This window comes from Pseudomonas sp. SIMBA_067, assembly GCF_046534675.1.
Taxonomy (GTDB): Bacteria; Pseudomonadota; Gammaproteobacteria; order Pseudomonadales; family Pseudomonadaceae; genus Aquipseudomonas; species Aquipseudomonas putida.
Genome location: NZ_JAWRYH010000001.1, coordinates 882,801 through 897,700, shown reverse-complemented (window position 1 = coordinate 897,700; position 14,900 = coordinate 882,801). Strand labels below are relative to the sequence as shown.

Here is a 14,900-nt window from a genome sequence, read left to right as displayed (position 1 = left end):
AGCTTGTCCAAATCCCTCTCCCGCCTAAGCAAACTGCATGGATTCTAACAGGACAATCCTTGAGTACGGCTAGTGGCCGAGCGTCTGTTCAATAATTGCGAATTCATCGGACAAGGATTCAGGCACGCTGTACTGACTGATATCGCTGATCTGCTGGAAGTGTTCGGCCAGCAGTTCTGCGCTCACCGGATTGTCTCGTGGGCCCGCCCAGCCTTTCGATAGCCCGATAAAGGCGCGGGCATAGCGACCCAGCGCTGCAGAGTAGATCGCCCGTGTGCTGGAGCAGGCCTCGCTCGCGAGGTAGACCACTAACGGGGTAACGAACTCGGGCAGGTAGGAAGTGCCCAGTTTCTCACCCAAAGCGGCATATTGCGCGGTGAACGCAGCGAGCTGCTTTGGGTCCATCGCGGCCTCCATACGACTTGTGGCGACCGGCAACAAGGCGTTGCACTGTATACCGTGTGCGCGACCTTCCAGCGCAAGTACATTCATGATACCCAGCAGCCCGGCTTTGGCGGCGGCATAAGCGGCCTGCTGAGGGTTACCGAACGCAGCGGCGGCAGAGGACGTGAAGACTACCCGGCCATAACCGTGCTTTTTCATGACTTTGTATGCGGGCTGGGTGACGTAGACAGCGCCTTTGAGGTGGACATCGATGATCGAGTCGAGGGTGTCGTCATCGATGTCCTCGAAGCAAGCGTTACGCAGGTGACCGGCATTATTGATAACGATATCGACCTTGCCGAAATGATCCAGTGCCATTTGCACGATGTTCTCGCCACCGGCCCGGCTGGCCACCGAGTCGTAACTGGCGACAGCCGTGCCACCCGCAGTGCGAATTTCCTCAACTACCCGATCGGCCATGCCTGGCGAGCTACCTTGGCCATCGAAACGTCCCCCCAGGTCATTAACGACCACTGCGGCGCCTCTGGCCGCCAGCGCCATTGCAAAAGTACGGCCTAGCCCACCCCCGGCGCCGGTGACAATTGCGACCCGGTTGGTGAAGTCAATTGCAGTCATATGATCCTCACTTTTTATTGTTGTTTTCGGGCGTACGGCACCCGCGAGCTTGCGTAACTACTCAAAAACTGGAAGCAGGCAACCGGATTACCAGCCCGTCGAGTTCTGGGGTGACCATGATCTGGCAGCTCAGACGGCTGTGCTCTGTGACGTCCACCGCGCACGTCAACATGTCGTGTTCGTATGGTTGGGCGGCAGGCATGTGCTGGGCCCACTCCCGGTCCACGTAGCCATGGCAGGTGGCACAGCTGCAACTGCCGCCACAGTCCCCCAGGATGCCAGGCACCTGGTTGTTGACAGCAGCTTGCATGACCGAGAGGCCAACAGGGGCGTCTATCCGCTGCTCGCTGCCGTCCGGCTGGATGAAGGTGATTGTGGGCATGGCTATCCTCGTAGCGGGTTCAGGCGCGGGTCAGCAAGTCTTTGACGGGAATGGCGTCGTCAGCCAGGCGCAGAGGGTCGACATGGATACGCTCGCTGATCAGCCGTTTGGCCACCATGAATTCCGGCGCGCGGTTCACCGTATCGACGGCCAGGACCTGACCGTCTTTCAGGTAGAAGGCGGCGAAAGAGTCTGTTTCAGGTGCCCCGCGCAACACCAGTTGGTCATAGCCTTGGGACAGGCCGACCATTTTCAGCTTCAGCTGGTACTGGTCCGACCAGAACCACGGAACAGACGCATAGGCCTTGGGCTTGCCGCAAAGAGATGCGGCCACGCAGCGTGCTTGTTCCAGTGCGTTGGGCACCGACTCCAGGCGCAATCGCCTACCCAGGATTGGGTTGGGGTGGTTGGTGCAGTCGCCTGCTGCGTAGATGTTCGGGTCGCTGGTTTGACCGAACTCGTCCACGACAATGCCGTCGTCCACAGCCAGGCCTGCTTGCACTGCCAGCTCGACATTGGGCACAAGTCCGATGCCGACCACGACCAAGTCGGCTGGCACGCAGCTGCCGTCAGCGCACAGCACTGCCGTGACGACCCCACCGCAGGGCGTCAGCCGCACACCCTGCACTTGGCAGTTGGTACGAATATCCACACCCGCCTGGCGATGTCGCGACAAGTAAAAGGCCGACAGTTCCGGCGCAGTGACACGCGCCAGCACGCGCGGTAGCGCCTCCAGCACCGTGACCTGCAGGCCGACCTCTACGGCCACGGCAGCAACCTCAAGGCCAACGTAACCGCCGCCGATGACAACCAGGCGCTTTCCCGCTTCGAACTGTTGGCGAATTCGTTCGACGTCTTGGAGCGTACGCAGGTAATGGAAATTGTTGGCGTTTTGCGCCTGCTCTATCTGCGGTATCGGAAGGCGTCGAGGCCTGCCGCCTGTAGCCAGGATCAGACGGTCGTAGTGAATGGTCGTACCGCCTGCGAGCTCGATCGTGCAAGCGCTACGATCGATCGCACTGACTCGTGTGCCGCTGATGAACTCCACATCAGCCTGGTCGAAGGTCGTTTTGGGCTTTATCAGCAGGCTTTCAGTTGTGGCAGCCCCGCAAAGGTAGGCTTTGGACAGCGGCGGGCGATGATAGGGAAGGGTGGGCTCTTCGCCAATCAGAATGATGCGGCCTCGCCAGCCATTATCACGTAAATGAGTTGCCAACTCAGCGGCGGCATGCCCCGCACCGACGATGATGGCAGTGCCTGTAACAGCTTCAGTCATATCGACACCTTTGGTCAAAGCCCGCCAACAAAGGGCGGGGAAGTGAGCAAAGTATGCCTGTGAAATAGCAGAAGATTATTCAATTTTATTGAAAGATCCTGTCAGTCGTTCTGGATTTATTCCCTCTAGGCAGTTGCATAGAGTGGCCAAAACCGATCTTCAGGCAGCGGCTGTGAATGCTCAGTGCGTGACGTCGGGACAATAAACAAAGGCGGAGAAGCAACTGATGAGCGCAGTGAGCCCACTCGAGGAATTTGATGATCCATCCTTCGATCCCTTTCTGGAGGATGCCTTGGTGTTTGGCGAGCATTTGGATCCTTATCCGAAGCTCGCCGGGTTGAGGCGTGAAGCTTCAGTGCTTCAGGGGGAATACCGCGTGCTTATGGGACTTGCTCCGGATGTCACCAGCCCCGCAGGCGCGATGCATTTTTGTGTGCTGGGCTATGACGAAGTAGCGCAGGTGCTGGGAGACCCGCAGACCTTCACCAATCACGCCTACACCTACAACCTGGGCATCAGCTTCGGGCGCAGTATTTCCACCATGGACGCTCCTGAGCATCCGCGATTTCGCAGAATTTTCCAGAAGGCGTTTCTGCCTCAGACGGTCGCTGCCTGGGGTGACGAACTGGTCGACCCCGTGGTGCATGAGCTCATGGAGGCGTTCGTTGATCGGGGCGAGGCGGACTTGGTGCAGGCATTCACCCTGCATTATCCCTTCCGGATCATTTATCGGCAGCTGGCGCTGCCGCCGCAAGATGTCGCCACCTTTCATAAGATGGCGATTGCGCAGACTGTCGTTGCCGTCGATGTGGCTCACGGCACGGAGGCGTCACGTAAGCTCGGCATCTATTTCAAAAACCTGGTCGCCGAGCGCCGGCGTAACCCCGGGAGTGATTTGGTCAGCGCTTTGGCCCACGCCGAGGTCGATGGTGAGCATCTGCCCGAGGATGTATTGATTTCCTTCCTGCGCCAGTTGGTCAACGCCGCGGGGGACACTACTTACCGTGCCACCAGCGTCTTGCTGAGCGCCTTGCTGCGTCATCCACAACAGCTAGAGGCAATCCGCCAGGACCGATCCTTGATCCCGCAGGCAATCGAGGAGGCCGTGCGCTGGGATGGTCCGGTATTGATGCAGTCCCGTTTTGCCAGCAAGACGGTCACGCTCGGGGGCGTAGAAATCCCTCAAGGTGCCTTCATCGATGTCATCGCCGGCTCCGCCAACCGCGATGAGCGCAAATTCCCCGATCCTGACCGCTTCGATATTTTCCGCAAGCCCCAACACCGTCACTTCGCGTTTGCCTTTGGCCCCCACGTCTGTATTGGCCAGCATCTGGCACGTGTCGAGATGACCCGCGCGCTCAATGCACTTCTGGACAAATTGCCCAACCTGCGGCTGGATCCGGACAAACCTGCCCCACAGATACGTGGCGCCATGATGCGGGTCCCGCACTCGATCCATGTGAAGTTCGGTTAAGCCTATGAACGACTACGACTACATCATCGTGGGTGCCGGCTCTGCGGGTTGCGTCCTGGCCGATCGACTGTCCGCCAGTGGGCTTCACCGGGTTCTGCTGATAGAAGCGGGGCCTGAGGATCGCAACCCCATGGTGCGGATGCCAAGAGGCTTTGGCAAGTTGCTCAACGACCCCACTCACGCCTGGCATCTGCCCGTGACGGTGGACCCCGCCAGTGGGCGCACCCAGGAGATATGGGCGCGCGGCAAGATGCTGGGTGGCTCAAGCGCCATAAATGGCATGGTGTATATGCGCGGGCACCCTGCGGACTATGACGAGTGGGCCGCTAATGGCGCCAGCGGATGGGGTTGGGAGACCATGGCCAAGGCGTTTCGCAGCATCGAGAAACACGCGTTGGGCGAGTCAGTACTTAGGGGCGGACAAGGCCCGCTGAAGGTCGGGCCTTATGCTCAGCGTTGCGAAGTGGGCGAGGCGGTGATACAGGCCTGTGAGAGCCTGGGCTTGCCCCGCAAGCTCGATATCAACGAACTGGACCACGAAGGTGTCGCCTACCTCACCTATACCCTGTCAGGGGGAGTGAGGCAGAGCGCTGCGCATGCGTTTCTCAAGCCGGCCCGAAAACGGCTCAATCTGAAGGTCTTGACCGATACCCAAGTACAGCGCGTCCTCTTCGAAGGGCAGCGGGCTGTCGGCGTCAGTGCACGCAACGGGAATGCAGAACCCTTTGAATACCGCGCGCGCCGGGAGGTAATCCTGTGTGCTGGCGCTTTGCAATCGCCTCGCTTGCTGCAGTTGTCTGGCATCGGCAACAGCAGCTTGCTGGGACGATTGGGGATACCCGTGATTGCGCACAGCCCCAATGTCGGACAGAACATGCGCGAGCACTTGCTGTGTTATCTGCAAACGCGCCTGAGCACTTGGCGCGGCAGCCAGAATCGAGAATTTTCAGGCGTGCGGCTGCTCAAGAACGTCATCCAGTATGGCCTCTCGCGGCGCGGCGTCATGGCGCTCGGGTCCTTCCCGGTCGGCGGTTTTTTCAAGACTCACCCGGATCTGGATCGTCCCGACGCTCAGCTGATGATGGCCCCTTACTCGATGGACTTTTCCTCACCGACTTACCGCTTCGAACCCCATCCGGGCATGCAGCTGTTCACCTACCCATTGCGTCCGCGTAGCCAGGGCAGCGTTACGATCGAATCTGCTGACCCTGCCCAGCCTGCGCGGATCGTCACCAACTACCTGGCCGATGAGTACGACCGGCAGGTATCGATTGGGGCTTTTCGAGTCATGCGCAAGGTCATTGCCAGCGCGCCCCTCAAGCCTCTGGTAACGGCCGAGACCTACCCCGGCGCGCAGGTGCAGAGCGACGAGCAGATTCTTGAAGAATTCCGCCAACGGGGGCAGTCGGGTTACCACGCTTGTGGCACCTGCGCGATGGGGGCGGATAGCGCCTCGGTACTGGATCCCAGGTTACGTGTCAGGGGTGTGCAGGGGCTGCGGGTAATGGACCTGTCGGTTATCCCGTCAATGGTTTCCGGCAATACCAATGGCCCGATGATGGCCATGGCATGGCGCGCAGCGGAGCTCATCCTGGAGGATGCTCGCTGAGCCCGCCTCCAGTATTGATCCTTCACTGAATTTCACGGCACATGAGAGAGGTAAGCCATGCAGCAGAACTTGGATCCGCGCGCTCAGGCGTTGGTGCAGCATGCGCTGGACCACGCGACCACTGCCAGCGGTGAGGTCGGGTTGCAGGTAGCAGCGTATCTGGACGGCAAATTGATCATCGACGCCTGGAGTGGCATTGCCGACCCGCGCAGCCGGCGCCCGGTGGACGGCGACACGCTGTTCAACGTCTACTCCGTAACCAAGGCCGTAGCGGTGACGGCCCTGCATATCCTGGCAGAGCGGGGGCATATCGAATACGACGCGTTGGTAAGCCGGTATTGGCCCGAGTACGCGGCCCAAGGTAAAGGGGCCACTACTGTGCGGGATGTGCTCACCCACAGGGCGTGTATTCCTCAGATGCCAGCGGGGGTTACGCCTGAGTTGATGTGCGACTGGGCCTGGATGACCGATGCTATTGCGCACTTGAAGCCGCTGGCAGAGCCTGGCAGCAAGACCCTTTACCTGTCCATGACGTTTGGCTGGATCGTCGGCGAACTGGTGCGTCGGGTGGACCCGGGGCAACGCTCGCTCGGCCGGTTCGTGCGCGAGGAAATCGCCATACCTTTGGGTATCGATGATCTGTGGATCGGTATTCCTGACGCTGTCGAGCACCGCGTTGCGACGCAGGTCAACGCCATGGTTGCCAGCCCCATCCAAGACCTGCCACCGCTGTTTCTGGCTTCGATGCCAGAACAGGTTGCGCTGGTGCCCGAGGTGTTCGAGCGGGCGGATGTGCGCCGGGCCGAGGTGGCAGGGGTGGGCGGTATTTTCAACGCGCGTTCACAGGCGCGTTTCTGGGCCTTGCTCGCCAATGGTGGCGTGCTGGATGGCGTGCGCTTGCTGTCAGCGCAGCGGGTGGCTTCGTTCAGCACACCCCGGGCCAACAGCCAGGAACCGGACGCTGTGATGTTTGGATTCCCTATTCCTATCACGGAAGGCGGTTTCTGGTTCGGCGGCGATCATCCACCAGTCGGCTGCGTGCACAACCCAAGAGCGATTTGCCACCCGGGGCAAGGTAATTCGATCGGCTGGGCTGACCCTGACCTGAACCTGGCGGTCGCCATTTGCCACAACCGACTGTTCAACCCTACATCTGTCGCACAAGACCCGCTCTTCCCTGTGGCGCAGGCGATTCGCCAAGCCGCCGCGCTGCTGCGTTGAAGTGATTAACCAGCCAGACAATACAACTACAAAGCTGTAAGCATCCGTGGAGGCCCCGATGATCCAACCTACAACATGGACCGTACCTGACCATGTCCCCGAAGACCGTGTGGTCGATTTTGATTTCATGAACCCGCCCAATGCAGTCAACGATGTTCACCTGGCCTGGAAAAAACTCCACGAAGGGCCGGATATCGTTTGGTCGCCGTACAACGGGGGGCACTGGATTGCCACGCGGGCCGATGACATCGAGGCCATTCAGAAAGACCATCAGCGGTTTTCTCATGCCCAGGTCAATGTACCGCCGAGCCAGGACCTGCCCCTGGTGCCCCTTGAGCTCGATCCGCCCGAGCACACCGGCTACCGTGCGCTGATTGCACCGGCATTTTTGCCACAAGCCATCGCCGAACTGGAAGATGACATTCGCGCCCTGACGGTTGAGCTGATCGAAGGCTTCGCGGAGAAGGGCGGATGCGAGTTCGTGAGTGAGTTCGCGAAGATGCTGCCCATCGTGATCTTTCTGCGACTGGTCAACTTGCCCCAGGAGGATCGACTGGAACTACTGGAAATGACCGAGTTGGCCGTACGTGGCAGCGTCGATGAACGACATCGCTCCCAGCAGATGCTCGCGGGCTACATCGGTAAGTGGATCGAGGCCAGGCGCCGTGACCCTGGCGCCGACTTGATAAGTCGGATCGTCAACGCAAAGGTCAATGGAGAGCCGATTGCACCTGAGCGTATGTTTGGCCTGCTCACCGTGGTGATATTCGGTGGCCTGGACACAGTTGCAGCAATGATGAGCTTCATTTGCCGTTTTCTGGCAGAGCATCCCGCCGAGCGCAAGCGCCTGGTAGAGCAACCAGCGCTCATTCTCACCGCAGTCGATGAATTGATAAGGCGACACGGCGTTACCAATACTGCGCGAGTGGTTGTAGAGGATGTGCAGTTCAACGGCGTGACGCTCAAGCAAGGCGACCAGATCCAGGTGCCAAATGCACTGTTCGGCCTTGATGAGCGGCGATTCAACAATCCACTGATGGTGGACCTGGAGCGCAAGCCGGTTTTGCATGCTGCTTTCGGCAACGGCCCACACCGCTGCCCTGGCTCATTCCTGGCTCGCATGGAAATCAAGGTTTTCCTGCAGGAGTGGCTCAAGCGCATTCCTGACTTTGAAACTGTGCCTGCCGACCCACCTCGCTGCGCGTCGGGCATGGTCAACGGCCTGCTCTATCTGCCGCTGCGCTGGCAAGTGGCAGGAGGGAGGATGAAATGAAACAGTGGCAATGCATATTCTGTGGGCACAGCTATGACGAGGCTTTGGGTTGGCCTGATGACGGTATCGCCCCAGGCACCCGCTGGGAAGACGTGCCTGATGACTGGGTCTGCCCCGACTGCGGGGCCACCAAAAGCGATTACACCATGGTTGAGGTCTGATCGGAGGAGGGCACCGACACATCCCCTCCATTTCCCCTTTCGTATTGCACGGGGAGAAACCGGCAGTTGTTAATGCCAGGCCAATCCCCGCCCGCCTTGTTTGCAATGGATGTTTCGCAGTGATCAGCGATTTCTGACGCGTTGACACCCAATCTCGCCGCGTTTATAGTCTTGAACATCGTTCACAATAATGCAGGGTCGGTAATGCCGGCTCGCCAACAAAAATACGAGCCCAGGCAGCATTTCACAGGCTGCTGATGAAGGAGGTTTGCAGATGTCTGCTCGAGAATCGGCACCGAAGACCGTACGGCCTGACTTTGTACCCCGCGAAGCTTATTTGTCCAAGGATTACGTCCAGCTTGAAAAGGAGCGGATGTGGCCGAAGATCTGGCAGGTGGCCTGCCGACTCGAAGAAATCCCCAATGTCGGTGACTACGTTACCTTCGACGTCATCGACGAGTCCATCATTGTCACCCGCCTGACAGGTGACAGGATCAAGGCCTACTACAACGTCTGCCAACACCGCGGCCGCCGCCTTACCACTGGCTGTGGCCATGCCACCAAGTTTCACTGCAACTACCACGGCTGGCAGTGGAACCTCGATGGCAGCGTACTGCGTATTCTCGATGAGCAAGACTGGGCCGGTTGCCCGAACATGAGTCATGACGAACTGGCGCTCAAGGAAGTGCTGGTCGATACCTGGGGCGGATTCGTATTCATCAATATGGACCCCAATGCTGAGCCGTTGGCCAAGTACCTTGCGCCGGTGCCCGAGATCACCGATTGCTACGAATTCGAGAAGATGCGGTACCGCTGGTACAAGTCGGTGCGCCTGCCGTGCAACTGGAAAGTTGCACTGGAAGCCTTCAACGAGGGCTATCACGTCGCAGCGACGCACCCACAGATCCTTGATACTCAAGGTGACGACGTTACCCGCAGCTTCGCCTTCGGCAAGCACGGCATGTTCGACTATTCAACTGCAACCCGCCTGCCGGGTACTCCATCCCCGCGCACTGGCAAGCCGATCCCGGATGATATCCGCCCGGGGATGGTCAAGTTCTACCAGATCATGGAAGACCAGTTGAAGGCGATTTTCACCGATCGGGACAACGAGGCGACCAAACGGTTGATGACGGAAGTCGAGCCGACTCAGGACCAGATGCTGGTGCTGGGCAAAGCCATGCAGTTTCAGGTCGAAGCGGCCATTGCCGACGGCGCTGGCTGGCCGAATATTTCCATGGAACAAATGGCTCGCGCAGGTACCGATTGGCATGTCTTCCCCAACCTGGTGTTCCTCCACTATCCAGACGGGGCACTGTTCTACCGCGCCCGTCCTGATGGCGATAACCCCGACTCCTGCATCTACGATATCTGGTCGCTGAAGCGTTATGCGCCGGGCCAGGAGCCAAAGCTGGAGCGCGAGTTCTACCACGGTGTGGACGACTGGAAGAACGACACGGTAAAGAACTTCGGTCTGATCCTCAGTCAGGACTTCCAAAACATGGGGCAAGTGCAGGCGGGTATGAAGTCACGGGGCTTCAGCGGTTCGCGTACGAATCCGTTGCAGGAATCGTCAATTTCCAACTTCCACCGTGAACTGCAGGAATACCTGTTCGGCACGGAGTCCGCGCAATGAGCCAATGGGATGAGTCGTATGATCTGGTGATCATTGGCAGCGGTGGTGGCTCCATGTGCGCTGCACTCAAGGCCAAGGAACTGGGCAAACGTGCGTTGATCATCGAAAAACAGAGCAAGATCGGTGGTTCGACGGGCTACTCGGGCGGTGTCTGGTGGGTGCCGAACAATGCGGTGATGAAGCGTCATGGCGTGGATGATTCCTACGAGCGGGCCCGGCAGTATTTCGACAGCGTCGTCACCTACGAAGGCCCATCTACCAGTGTCCCGCGCCGTGAGGCGTTCTTGCGCACGGGCCCTGTGATTGTCGACTTTCTAGAGCGCAAGGGCATGGCGTTCGAATACGCCGACGGTTGGTCCGACTATTACGATGACCGCCCGGGCGGCGAGCCACGTGGCCGCTCCCTCGTGGCCAAACTGTTCGATGTGAAAGAGCTGGGGGAGTGGGAAGGGCGTCTGTCGCGCTACCGCGGTCCCGCCATGCCAGCCAATTCCAATGAATTCCCAACCCTGTTCCTGCTCAAGCGCACGTGGGCAGGCAAGCGTAAGGCCATGCAACTGGGCTTGCGCCTGCTCAAGCAAAAGGTTCGCGGCCAGCATGTGCTAGGTGGCGGTGCCGCCATTCAGGGGCGCATGCTACAGATCGCGCTACGCGAGCAACTGCCCATCTGGACCGAGTCTCCAGTCGAAGAACTGATTGTCGAAGACGGCCGGGTAGTGGGCGTAGCTGTGCGCCAGGGCACTCAGCTGCGGCGTATTCAGGCACATGATGGCGTGCTGATCAACACCGGTGGTTTTTCGCACAATGCCGAAATGCGCAAGCGCTACCAGCCGCAACCGGCATCGGCGGCGTGGACCAACGCAAACCCAGGCGACACCGGCGAAGTGATCCAAGCCGCCATGCGCCTGGGGGCAGCCACTGATTGCATGGACGAGGCATGGTGGGTGGTCACCTCGCTCGGTCCGGGCGAAACATTGCCGGAAGGCGCGCGCACGCCCACCGGTGAACCGTTGCCGTTCATGCATCACCTGGACTTGTCCTTGCCCTACTCGATCATGGTCGATCAGGACGGCGAGCGCTTCTGCAACGAAGCCGGGTCGTACATGGAAATCGGCCAGCGCATGTACCAGCGTCAGGCCGAAACAGGCAAGGCCGTGCCAAGTTGGGTGGTGATGGACAGCCGACAGCGCAAGTTCTACCCCTGGGGCACCGCCATGCCTGGCCAGGTCCCTCAGCAATGGCTGGACAGCGGCTACATGATCAAGGCCGATACGCTCGAGGCGTTGTCGAGCAAGTGCGGCATCGATACCGGCGGGCTGCTCAGAACCGTCAAGCGCTTCAACCAGTTTTGTGTCACGGGCAAGGACGAAGATTTTGCCCGCGGCGGCAAAGCGTTCGACCGTTGCCATGGAGACCCGACCATCAAGCCCAACCCCAACCTGGGTGCGATCGAGCAAGGCCCGTTTTATGCGGTGCGCATGTACCCAGGCGACGTCGGCACTGCTGGCGGCCTGGTGACCGATGAATATGCGCGGGTGCTGCGCGAGGACGGCCAGCCGATTGCCGGGCTCTACGCCACGGGCAATGCGACGGCAGGGGTAAGCGGGCGAGCGTATCCGGGGGCCGGTACCAGCATCGCGGCATCGTTCATCTTTGCCTACATCGCTGCTGCGCATTCGGCAGGGCAAGAAAAGATCTGGTGAGTACGTACTCAGCCTTGTGATTCGGTTCGAATGGAGAGCATTGAAATGACAGCCTCAATTCCAGAAGGCGAGATCCTGGTCGGCATCTACCGGCGCATGACGCGGATCAAACAGAATGACGACCGTTTTCGTGCGGTGTTGAAGTCCGGCAAGCTGGTCATGCCGTATTACTCGCCGCGCGGGCAGGAAGTGATTCCCTCGGCAGTCTCGGCATGCCTGAACGACGAAGATTACATCTGCACCATTTACCGCGGCGTGCATGACATGATCGCCAAAGGTATTCCGCTCAAGGACCTCTGGGCCGAGTTTGGAGGCCGTGCAACCGGCACCTGCAAGGGCAAAGGCGGCCCTATGCATGTCACCCACCCGGCCACGGGCGTGATGGTAACCACCGGTATCGTCGGCAGCTCGATGCCCATTGCCAACGGCCTGGCCCTCGCCGCGCAGATTCGCGGTGAGAAGCGCGTCAGTGTGGCTTATTTTGGTGACGGTGCGAGCAACATTGGCGCCTTCCACGAAGCGCTGAACATGGCGTCGGTGTGGAAGTTGCCAGTGATCTTCGTGTGCCAGAACAACGGTTACGCCGAGCACACCAAGTATGCCTACGGCACCTCCGTGGCAAATATTGCACAGCGCGCAGCGGCTTATTCGATGCCCGGCATCACGGTAGATGGCAACGACCCGGTGGCCACTTATCGCGCAGCCCGCGAAGCAGTCGATCGCGCGCGGGACGGCCAAGGGCCGTCTCTGATCGAAGCCAAGACGTTCCGGTTCCATGGTCATGTGTTCGGTGACGCCGACGGCTACATGGACAAGGGCGAAAAAGATGCCTGGATGGCAAAGGACCCGGTGCCTCTGCTGCGTAGCTGGCTCATCGCAACTGGCCTTGCCAGCGAAGACTACCTGGCCAGTATGGAAGCCGACATCGAGCGTGAAATCGACGAGGCCGTCGAGTTTACCTTGAACAGCCCCTACCCGGATCTCGCGGAACTCCAGCGCGACATCTACAAGGATGAGGTCACTGTATGAACCAGCCAGCCAAGATCAACAGCATTCAAGCGATCAACCAGGCAATAGATGATGCCATGGCGGCCGATGTCAACGTCATCGTGCTAGGTGAGGACGTGGGTGACAAGGAGGAGGGCGGTATCGTCGGCGTAACCCGCGGCCTGTCCAGCAAGTACGGCGATTCACGGGTTCGCTCCACACCGATCGCCGAACAGGCGATCATTGGTGCGGCTATCGGTGCGGCCATTGTCGGCATGCGCCCGGTGGCAGAAATCATGTTGATGAACTTCACCACCGTGGCCATGGACATGATCATCAACCATGCCGCGAAGCTGCGCTTCATGTCAGGCGGCCAAACCCACGTACCCATGGTCATCCGCACCATGACCGGTGCGGGTTTCGGTACCGGTGGGCAGCATGCCGATTACCTGGAGGCCTGGTTTGCCCATACCGCCGGTATCAAGGTGGTAGCCCCCTCCAGCCCTGCGGACGCGTATGGCTTGATGCTTTCGGCGATCGAGGACGACGACCCCGTACTGTTCATTGAAAACATGCCGACCTACTGGGCACCCGGCCCTGCGCCTGAACGTGGAAAGAAGATCCCGTTGGGCAAGGCCAATGTCCTGCGCGAAGGTACCGACGTCACGCTGATCAGCTATAGCCGCCGCGTTCTGGACTGCTGTGCGGTGGCAGAGAAGCTGGCGGCTGAGGGTGTCTCGGCCGAAGTGATCGACTTGCGCACTATTTCGCCGTTGGACACCGGCACCTTCCTCGCTTCGGTAGCCAAAACCGGCCGTGCGGTGATCGTCCATGAGGCGGTCAAGCCATTCGGGGTCGGGGCTGAAATCGCTGCGCTGATCTACGAATCGCTTTACGGGCAGCTCAAGGCCCCCGTTCAGCGCGTAGGGTCCAACTACGCGCCTGTGCCTTTCTCCAAGCCGCTTGAAGACGCACATGTTCCCAGCCTCGAGCAGATTGAAGCGGCTGTCCGCGCAACGCTCAAGTGAAATTCAACCCAAGGAAACAGCCATGAGCACCCAGATCCTGCTGCCCAAACTGGGCTTTTCAATGAATGAAGGTACGTTGTCCGAGTGGCTGGTTGCAGACGGCGCCACCGTCGAGGAGGGGCAGATCATCTATGCCCTGGAAAGCGACAAGTCGATCCAGGAGGTTGAGGCGCCTGCGAGTGGCACCTTGAAGATCATTGCTGAGGCCGGTGAAACCTACGAGGTTGGTACGGTGTTGGCCGAGATCGTCTGAAACGTCAGGTAGGGAGAAGCTAATGAGTGTCGAGAGCCCAGCGGCCAAACAGCCCAGTAACACCCAAGCCGCTCTAGCTGAACCGCTAAAGTTCGGGAGCGATCTGCCGGCTTGGCCACAGGTCGATTTTGGCGAATTTGGCGAGATCGAGACGCGGCCGCTCAGTCGTGTGCAAGCGTTGACGGGCAAGTACATGGCGCGCAACTGGGTGATGATTCCCCATGTCACGCACCATGACGATGCTGACATCACCGAGCTCGACGTCCGCCGCAAGGCCCTCAACGAGGCCGGGGCCACTACCAGGCTTACCCTGCTGCCCTACCTGATAAAGGCCGTTGTCGGCGCGCTGCAGAGCTTGCCACAGTTCAATGCATCACTGGACGGCAGTGGCAAGAACCTGGTGCTGAAGAAGTATTTCCACATCGGTGTGGCGGTTGATACCAAGTTTGGTCTGCTGGTACCCGTGCTCCGGGATTGCGACCGCAAGACCATTCATGAGCTGGCTGCCGAGCTACAGGCCATTTCTTCCAAGGCGCGGGACAAAGGCCTGGCCATGACCGAAATGACCGGCGGTTGCTTCACCATCAGCTCGTTGGGAAGCTTCGGCGGCACGGCGTTCACGCCGATAGTCAACGCGCCGGAGGTGGCCATTCTTGGCGTCACGCGAACACAGGACAAACCCCGTCGCGGTGCTGGCGACGCCATTGAATGGCGCCAAACGTTGCCGTTGTCATTGAGCTATGACCACCGGGTAATCAACGGGGCCGATGCCGCACGTTTTACTGCCAGGCTGGCCGAGTTGCTGGCAGACCCTGCCGCCCTGGAGGGCTGACCGCACACTGTTTGTACCCTGCATAAACGTAATCCGTTCTACAAC

Annotated in this window: 14 protein-coding genes; 11 read left to right on the top strand and 3 right to left on the bottom strand. The window is 59.6% G+C overall.

Features of this window, described 5'->3' with window-relative positions; all coding sequences use genetic code 11:
- Positions 1-69: 69 nt before the first annotated feature.
- The 3 genes from SB765_RS04140 to SB765_RS04130 all read right to left on the bottom strand — a co-directional run bounded on the left by SB765_RS04140 (position 70) and on the right by SB765_RS04130 (position 2,678).
- Complete coding sequence (locus tag SB765_RS04140) at positions 70-1,020, bottom strand: SDR family NAD(P)-dependent oxidoreductase (protein WP_341798512.1); 951 nt, start codon at positions 1,018-1,020, stop codon at positions 70-72.
- A gap of 61 nt (positions 1,021-1,081) precedes the next feature.
- Entirely contained in the window at positions 1,082-1,402 is a 321-nt protein-coding gene (locus SB765_RS04135; protein WP_341798513.1) for a 2Fe-2S iron-sulfur cluster-binding protein, read from the bottom strand.
- 19 nt (positions 1,403-1,421) lie between these two features.
- Positions 1,422-2,678, bottom strand: a complete 1,257-nt coding sequence (locus SB765_RS04130; RefSeq protein WP_341798514.1) for an NAD(P)/FAD-dependent oxidoreductase — start codon at positions 2,676-2,678, stop codon at positions 1,422-1,424.
- 226 nt (positions 2,679-2,904) lie between these two features.
- On the opposite strand from SB765_RS04130, the gene SB765_RS04125 reads away from it, so the two are divergent.
- From SB765_RS04125 to SB765_RS04075, 11 genes are all read left to right on the top strand, one after another.
- Entirely contained in the window at positions 2,905-4,152 is a 1,248-nt protein-coding gene (locus tag SB765_RS04125; RefSeq protein ID WP_410930971.1) for a cytochrome P450, read from the top strand.
- A 4-nt stretch (positions 4,153-4,156) separates the two neighbouring features.
- Positions 4,157-5,761 carry a GMC family oxidoreductase gene (locus tag SB765_RS04120; RefSeq protein ID WP_341798516.1) on the top strand — a complete coding sequence of 535 codons (1,605 nt, stop codon included), beginning with the start codon at positions 4,157-4,159 and terminating at the stop codon, positions 5,759-5,761.
- 57 nt (positions 5,762-5,818) lie between these two features.
- A complete protein-coding gene (locus tag SB765_RS04115) occupies positions 5,819-6,982 on the top strand; it encodes a serine hydrolase domain-containing protein (RefSeq protein WP_341798517.1) in 1,164 nt (387 codons plus the stop codon).
- Between the two features lie 58 nt (positions 6,983-7,040).
- Entirely contained in the window at positions 7,041-8,255 is a 1,215-nt protein-coding gene (locus SB765_RS04110; protein WP_410910247.1) for a cytochrome P450, read from the top strand.
- Positions 8,252-8,416 carry a rubredoxin gene (locus SB765_RS04105; protein WP_341798519.1) on the top strand — a complete coding sequence of 55 codons (165 nt, stop codon included), beginning with the start codon at positions 8,252-8,254 and terminating at the stop codon, positions 8,414-8,416. Before SB765_RS04110 ends, SB765_RS04105 begins: the two co-directional genes overlap by 4 nt.
- Before the next feature lie 274 nt (positions 8,417-8,690).
- Positions 8,691-10,052, top strand: coding sequence for an aromatic ring-hydroxylating oxygenase subunit alpha (locus SB765_RS04100; protein ID WP_341798520.1), 1,362 nt, complete (start codon positions 8,691-8,693; stop codon positions 10,050-10,052).
- Positions 10,049-11,755: an FAD-dependent oxidoreductase gene (locus SB765_RS04095; RefSeq protein ID WP_341798521.1), complete on the top strand. Its 1,707-nt coding sequence runs from the start codon at positions 10,049-10,051 to the stop codon at positions 11,753-11,755. The genes SB765_RS04100 and SB765_RS04095 overlap by 4 nt, the downstream gene beginning before the upstream one ends.
- Positions 11,756-11,800: 45 nt before the next feature.
- Complete coding sequence (locus SB765_RS04090; RefSeq protein WP_341798522.1) at positions 11,801-12,784, top strand: thiamine pyrophosphate-dependent dehydrogenase E1 component subunit alpha; 984 nt, start codon at positions 11,801-11,803, stop codon at positions 12,782-12,784.
- Positions 12,781-13,770, top strand: coding sequence for an alpha-ketoacid dehydrogenase subunit beta (locus SB765_RS04085; protein ID WP_341798523.1), 990 nt, complete (start codon positions 12,781-12,783; stop codon positions 13,768-13,770). Before SB765_RS04090 ends, SB765_RS04085 begins: the two co-directional genes overlap by 4 nt.
- 22 nt (positions 13,771-13,792) lie before the next feature.
- The gene (locus SB765_RS04080) at positions 13,793-14,023 is read left to right on the top strand and encodes a lipoyl domain-containing protein (protein WP_341798524.1); all 231 of its coding nucleotides are present in this window, start codon (positions 13,793-13,795) and stop codon (positions 14,021-14,023) included.
- Positions 14,024-14,045: 22 nt separating this feature from the next.
- Positions 14,046-14,855 (top strand): 2-oxo acid dehydrogenase subunit E2, encoded by an 810-nt coding sequence (locus tag SB765_RS04075; protein ID WP_341798525.1) that lies wholly within the window; start codon positions 14,046-14,048, stop codon positions 14,853-14,855.
- Positions 14,856-14,900: the final 45 nt, after the last annotated feature.

Excerpts from the sequence above, each read along its gene's own strand:
- SB765_RS04115 (WP_341798517.1), top strand. The coding sequence starts at position 5,819 with ATGCAGCAGAACTTGGATCCGCGCGCTCAGGCGTTGGTGCAGCATGCG.
- SB765_RS04130 (WP_341798514.1), bottom strand. The coding sequence starts at position 2,678 with ATGACTGAAGCTGTTACAGGCACTGCCATCATCGTCGGTGCGGGGCAT.
- SB765_RS04125 (WP_410930971.1), top strand. The coding sequence starts at position 2,905 with ATGAGCGCAGTGAGCCCACTCGAGGAATTTGATGATCCATCCTTCGAT.
- SB765_RS04105 (WP_341798519.1), top strand. The coding sequence starts at position 8,252 with ATGAAACAGTGGCAATGCATATTCTGTGGGCACAGCTATGACGAGGCT.
- SB765_RS04085 (WP_341798523.1), top strand. The coding sequence starts at position 12,781 with ATGAACCAGCCAGCCAAGATCAACAGCATTCAAGCGATCAACCAGGCA.
- SB765_RS04110 (WP_410910247.1), top strand. The coding sequence starts at position 7,041 with ATGATCCAACCTACAACATGGACCGTACCTGACCATGTCCCCGAAGAC.
- SB765_RS04075 (WP_341798525.1), top strand. The coding sequence starts at position 14,046 with ATGAGTGTCGAGAGCCCAGCGGCCAAACAGCCCAGTAACACCCAAGCC.
- SB765_RS04090 (WP_341798522.1), top strand. The coding sequence starts at position 11,801 with ATGACAGCCTCAATTCCAGAAGGCGAGATCCTGGTCGGCATCTACCGG.
- SB765_RS04135 (WP_341798513.1), bottom strand. The coding sequence starts at position 1,402 with ATGCCCACAATCACCTTCATCCAGCCGGACGGCAGCGAGCAGCGGATA.
- SB765_RS04140 (WP_341798512.1), bottom strand. The coding sequence starts at position 1,020 with ATGACTGCAATTGACTTCACCAACCGGGTCGCAATTGTCACCGGCGCC.
- SB765_RS04080 (WP_341798524.1), top strand. The coding sequence starts at position 13,793 with ATGAGCACCCAGATCCTGCTGCCCAAACTGGGCTTTTCAATGAATGAA.
- SB765_RS04100 (WP_341798520.1), top strand. The coding sequence starts at position 8,691 with ATGTCTGCTCGAGAATCGGCACCGAAGACCGTACGGCCTGACTTTGTA.
- SB765_RS04095 (WP_341798521.1), top strand. The coding sequence starts at position 10,049 with ATGAGCCAATGGGATGAGTCGTATGATCTGGTGATCATTGGCAGCGGT.
- SB765_RS04120 (WP_341798516.1), top strand. The coding sequence starts at position 4,157 with ATGAACGACTACGACTACATCATCGTGGGTGCCGGCTCTGCGGGTTGC.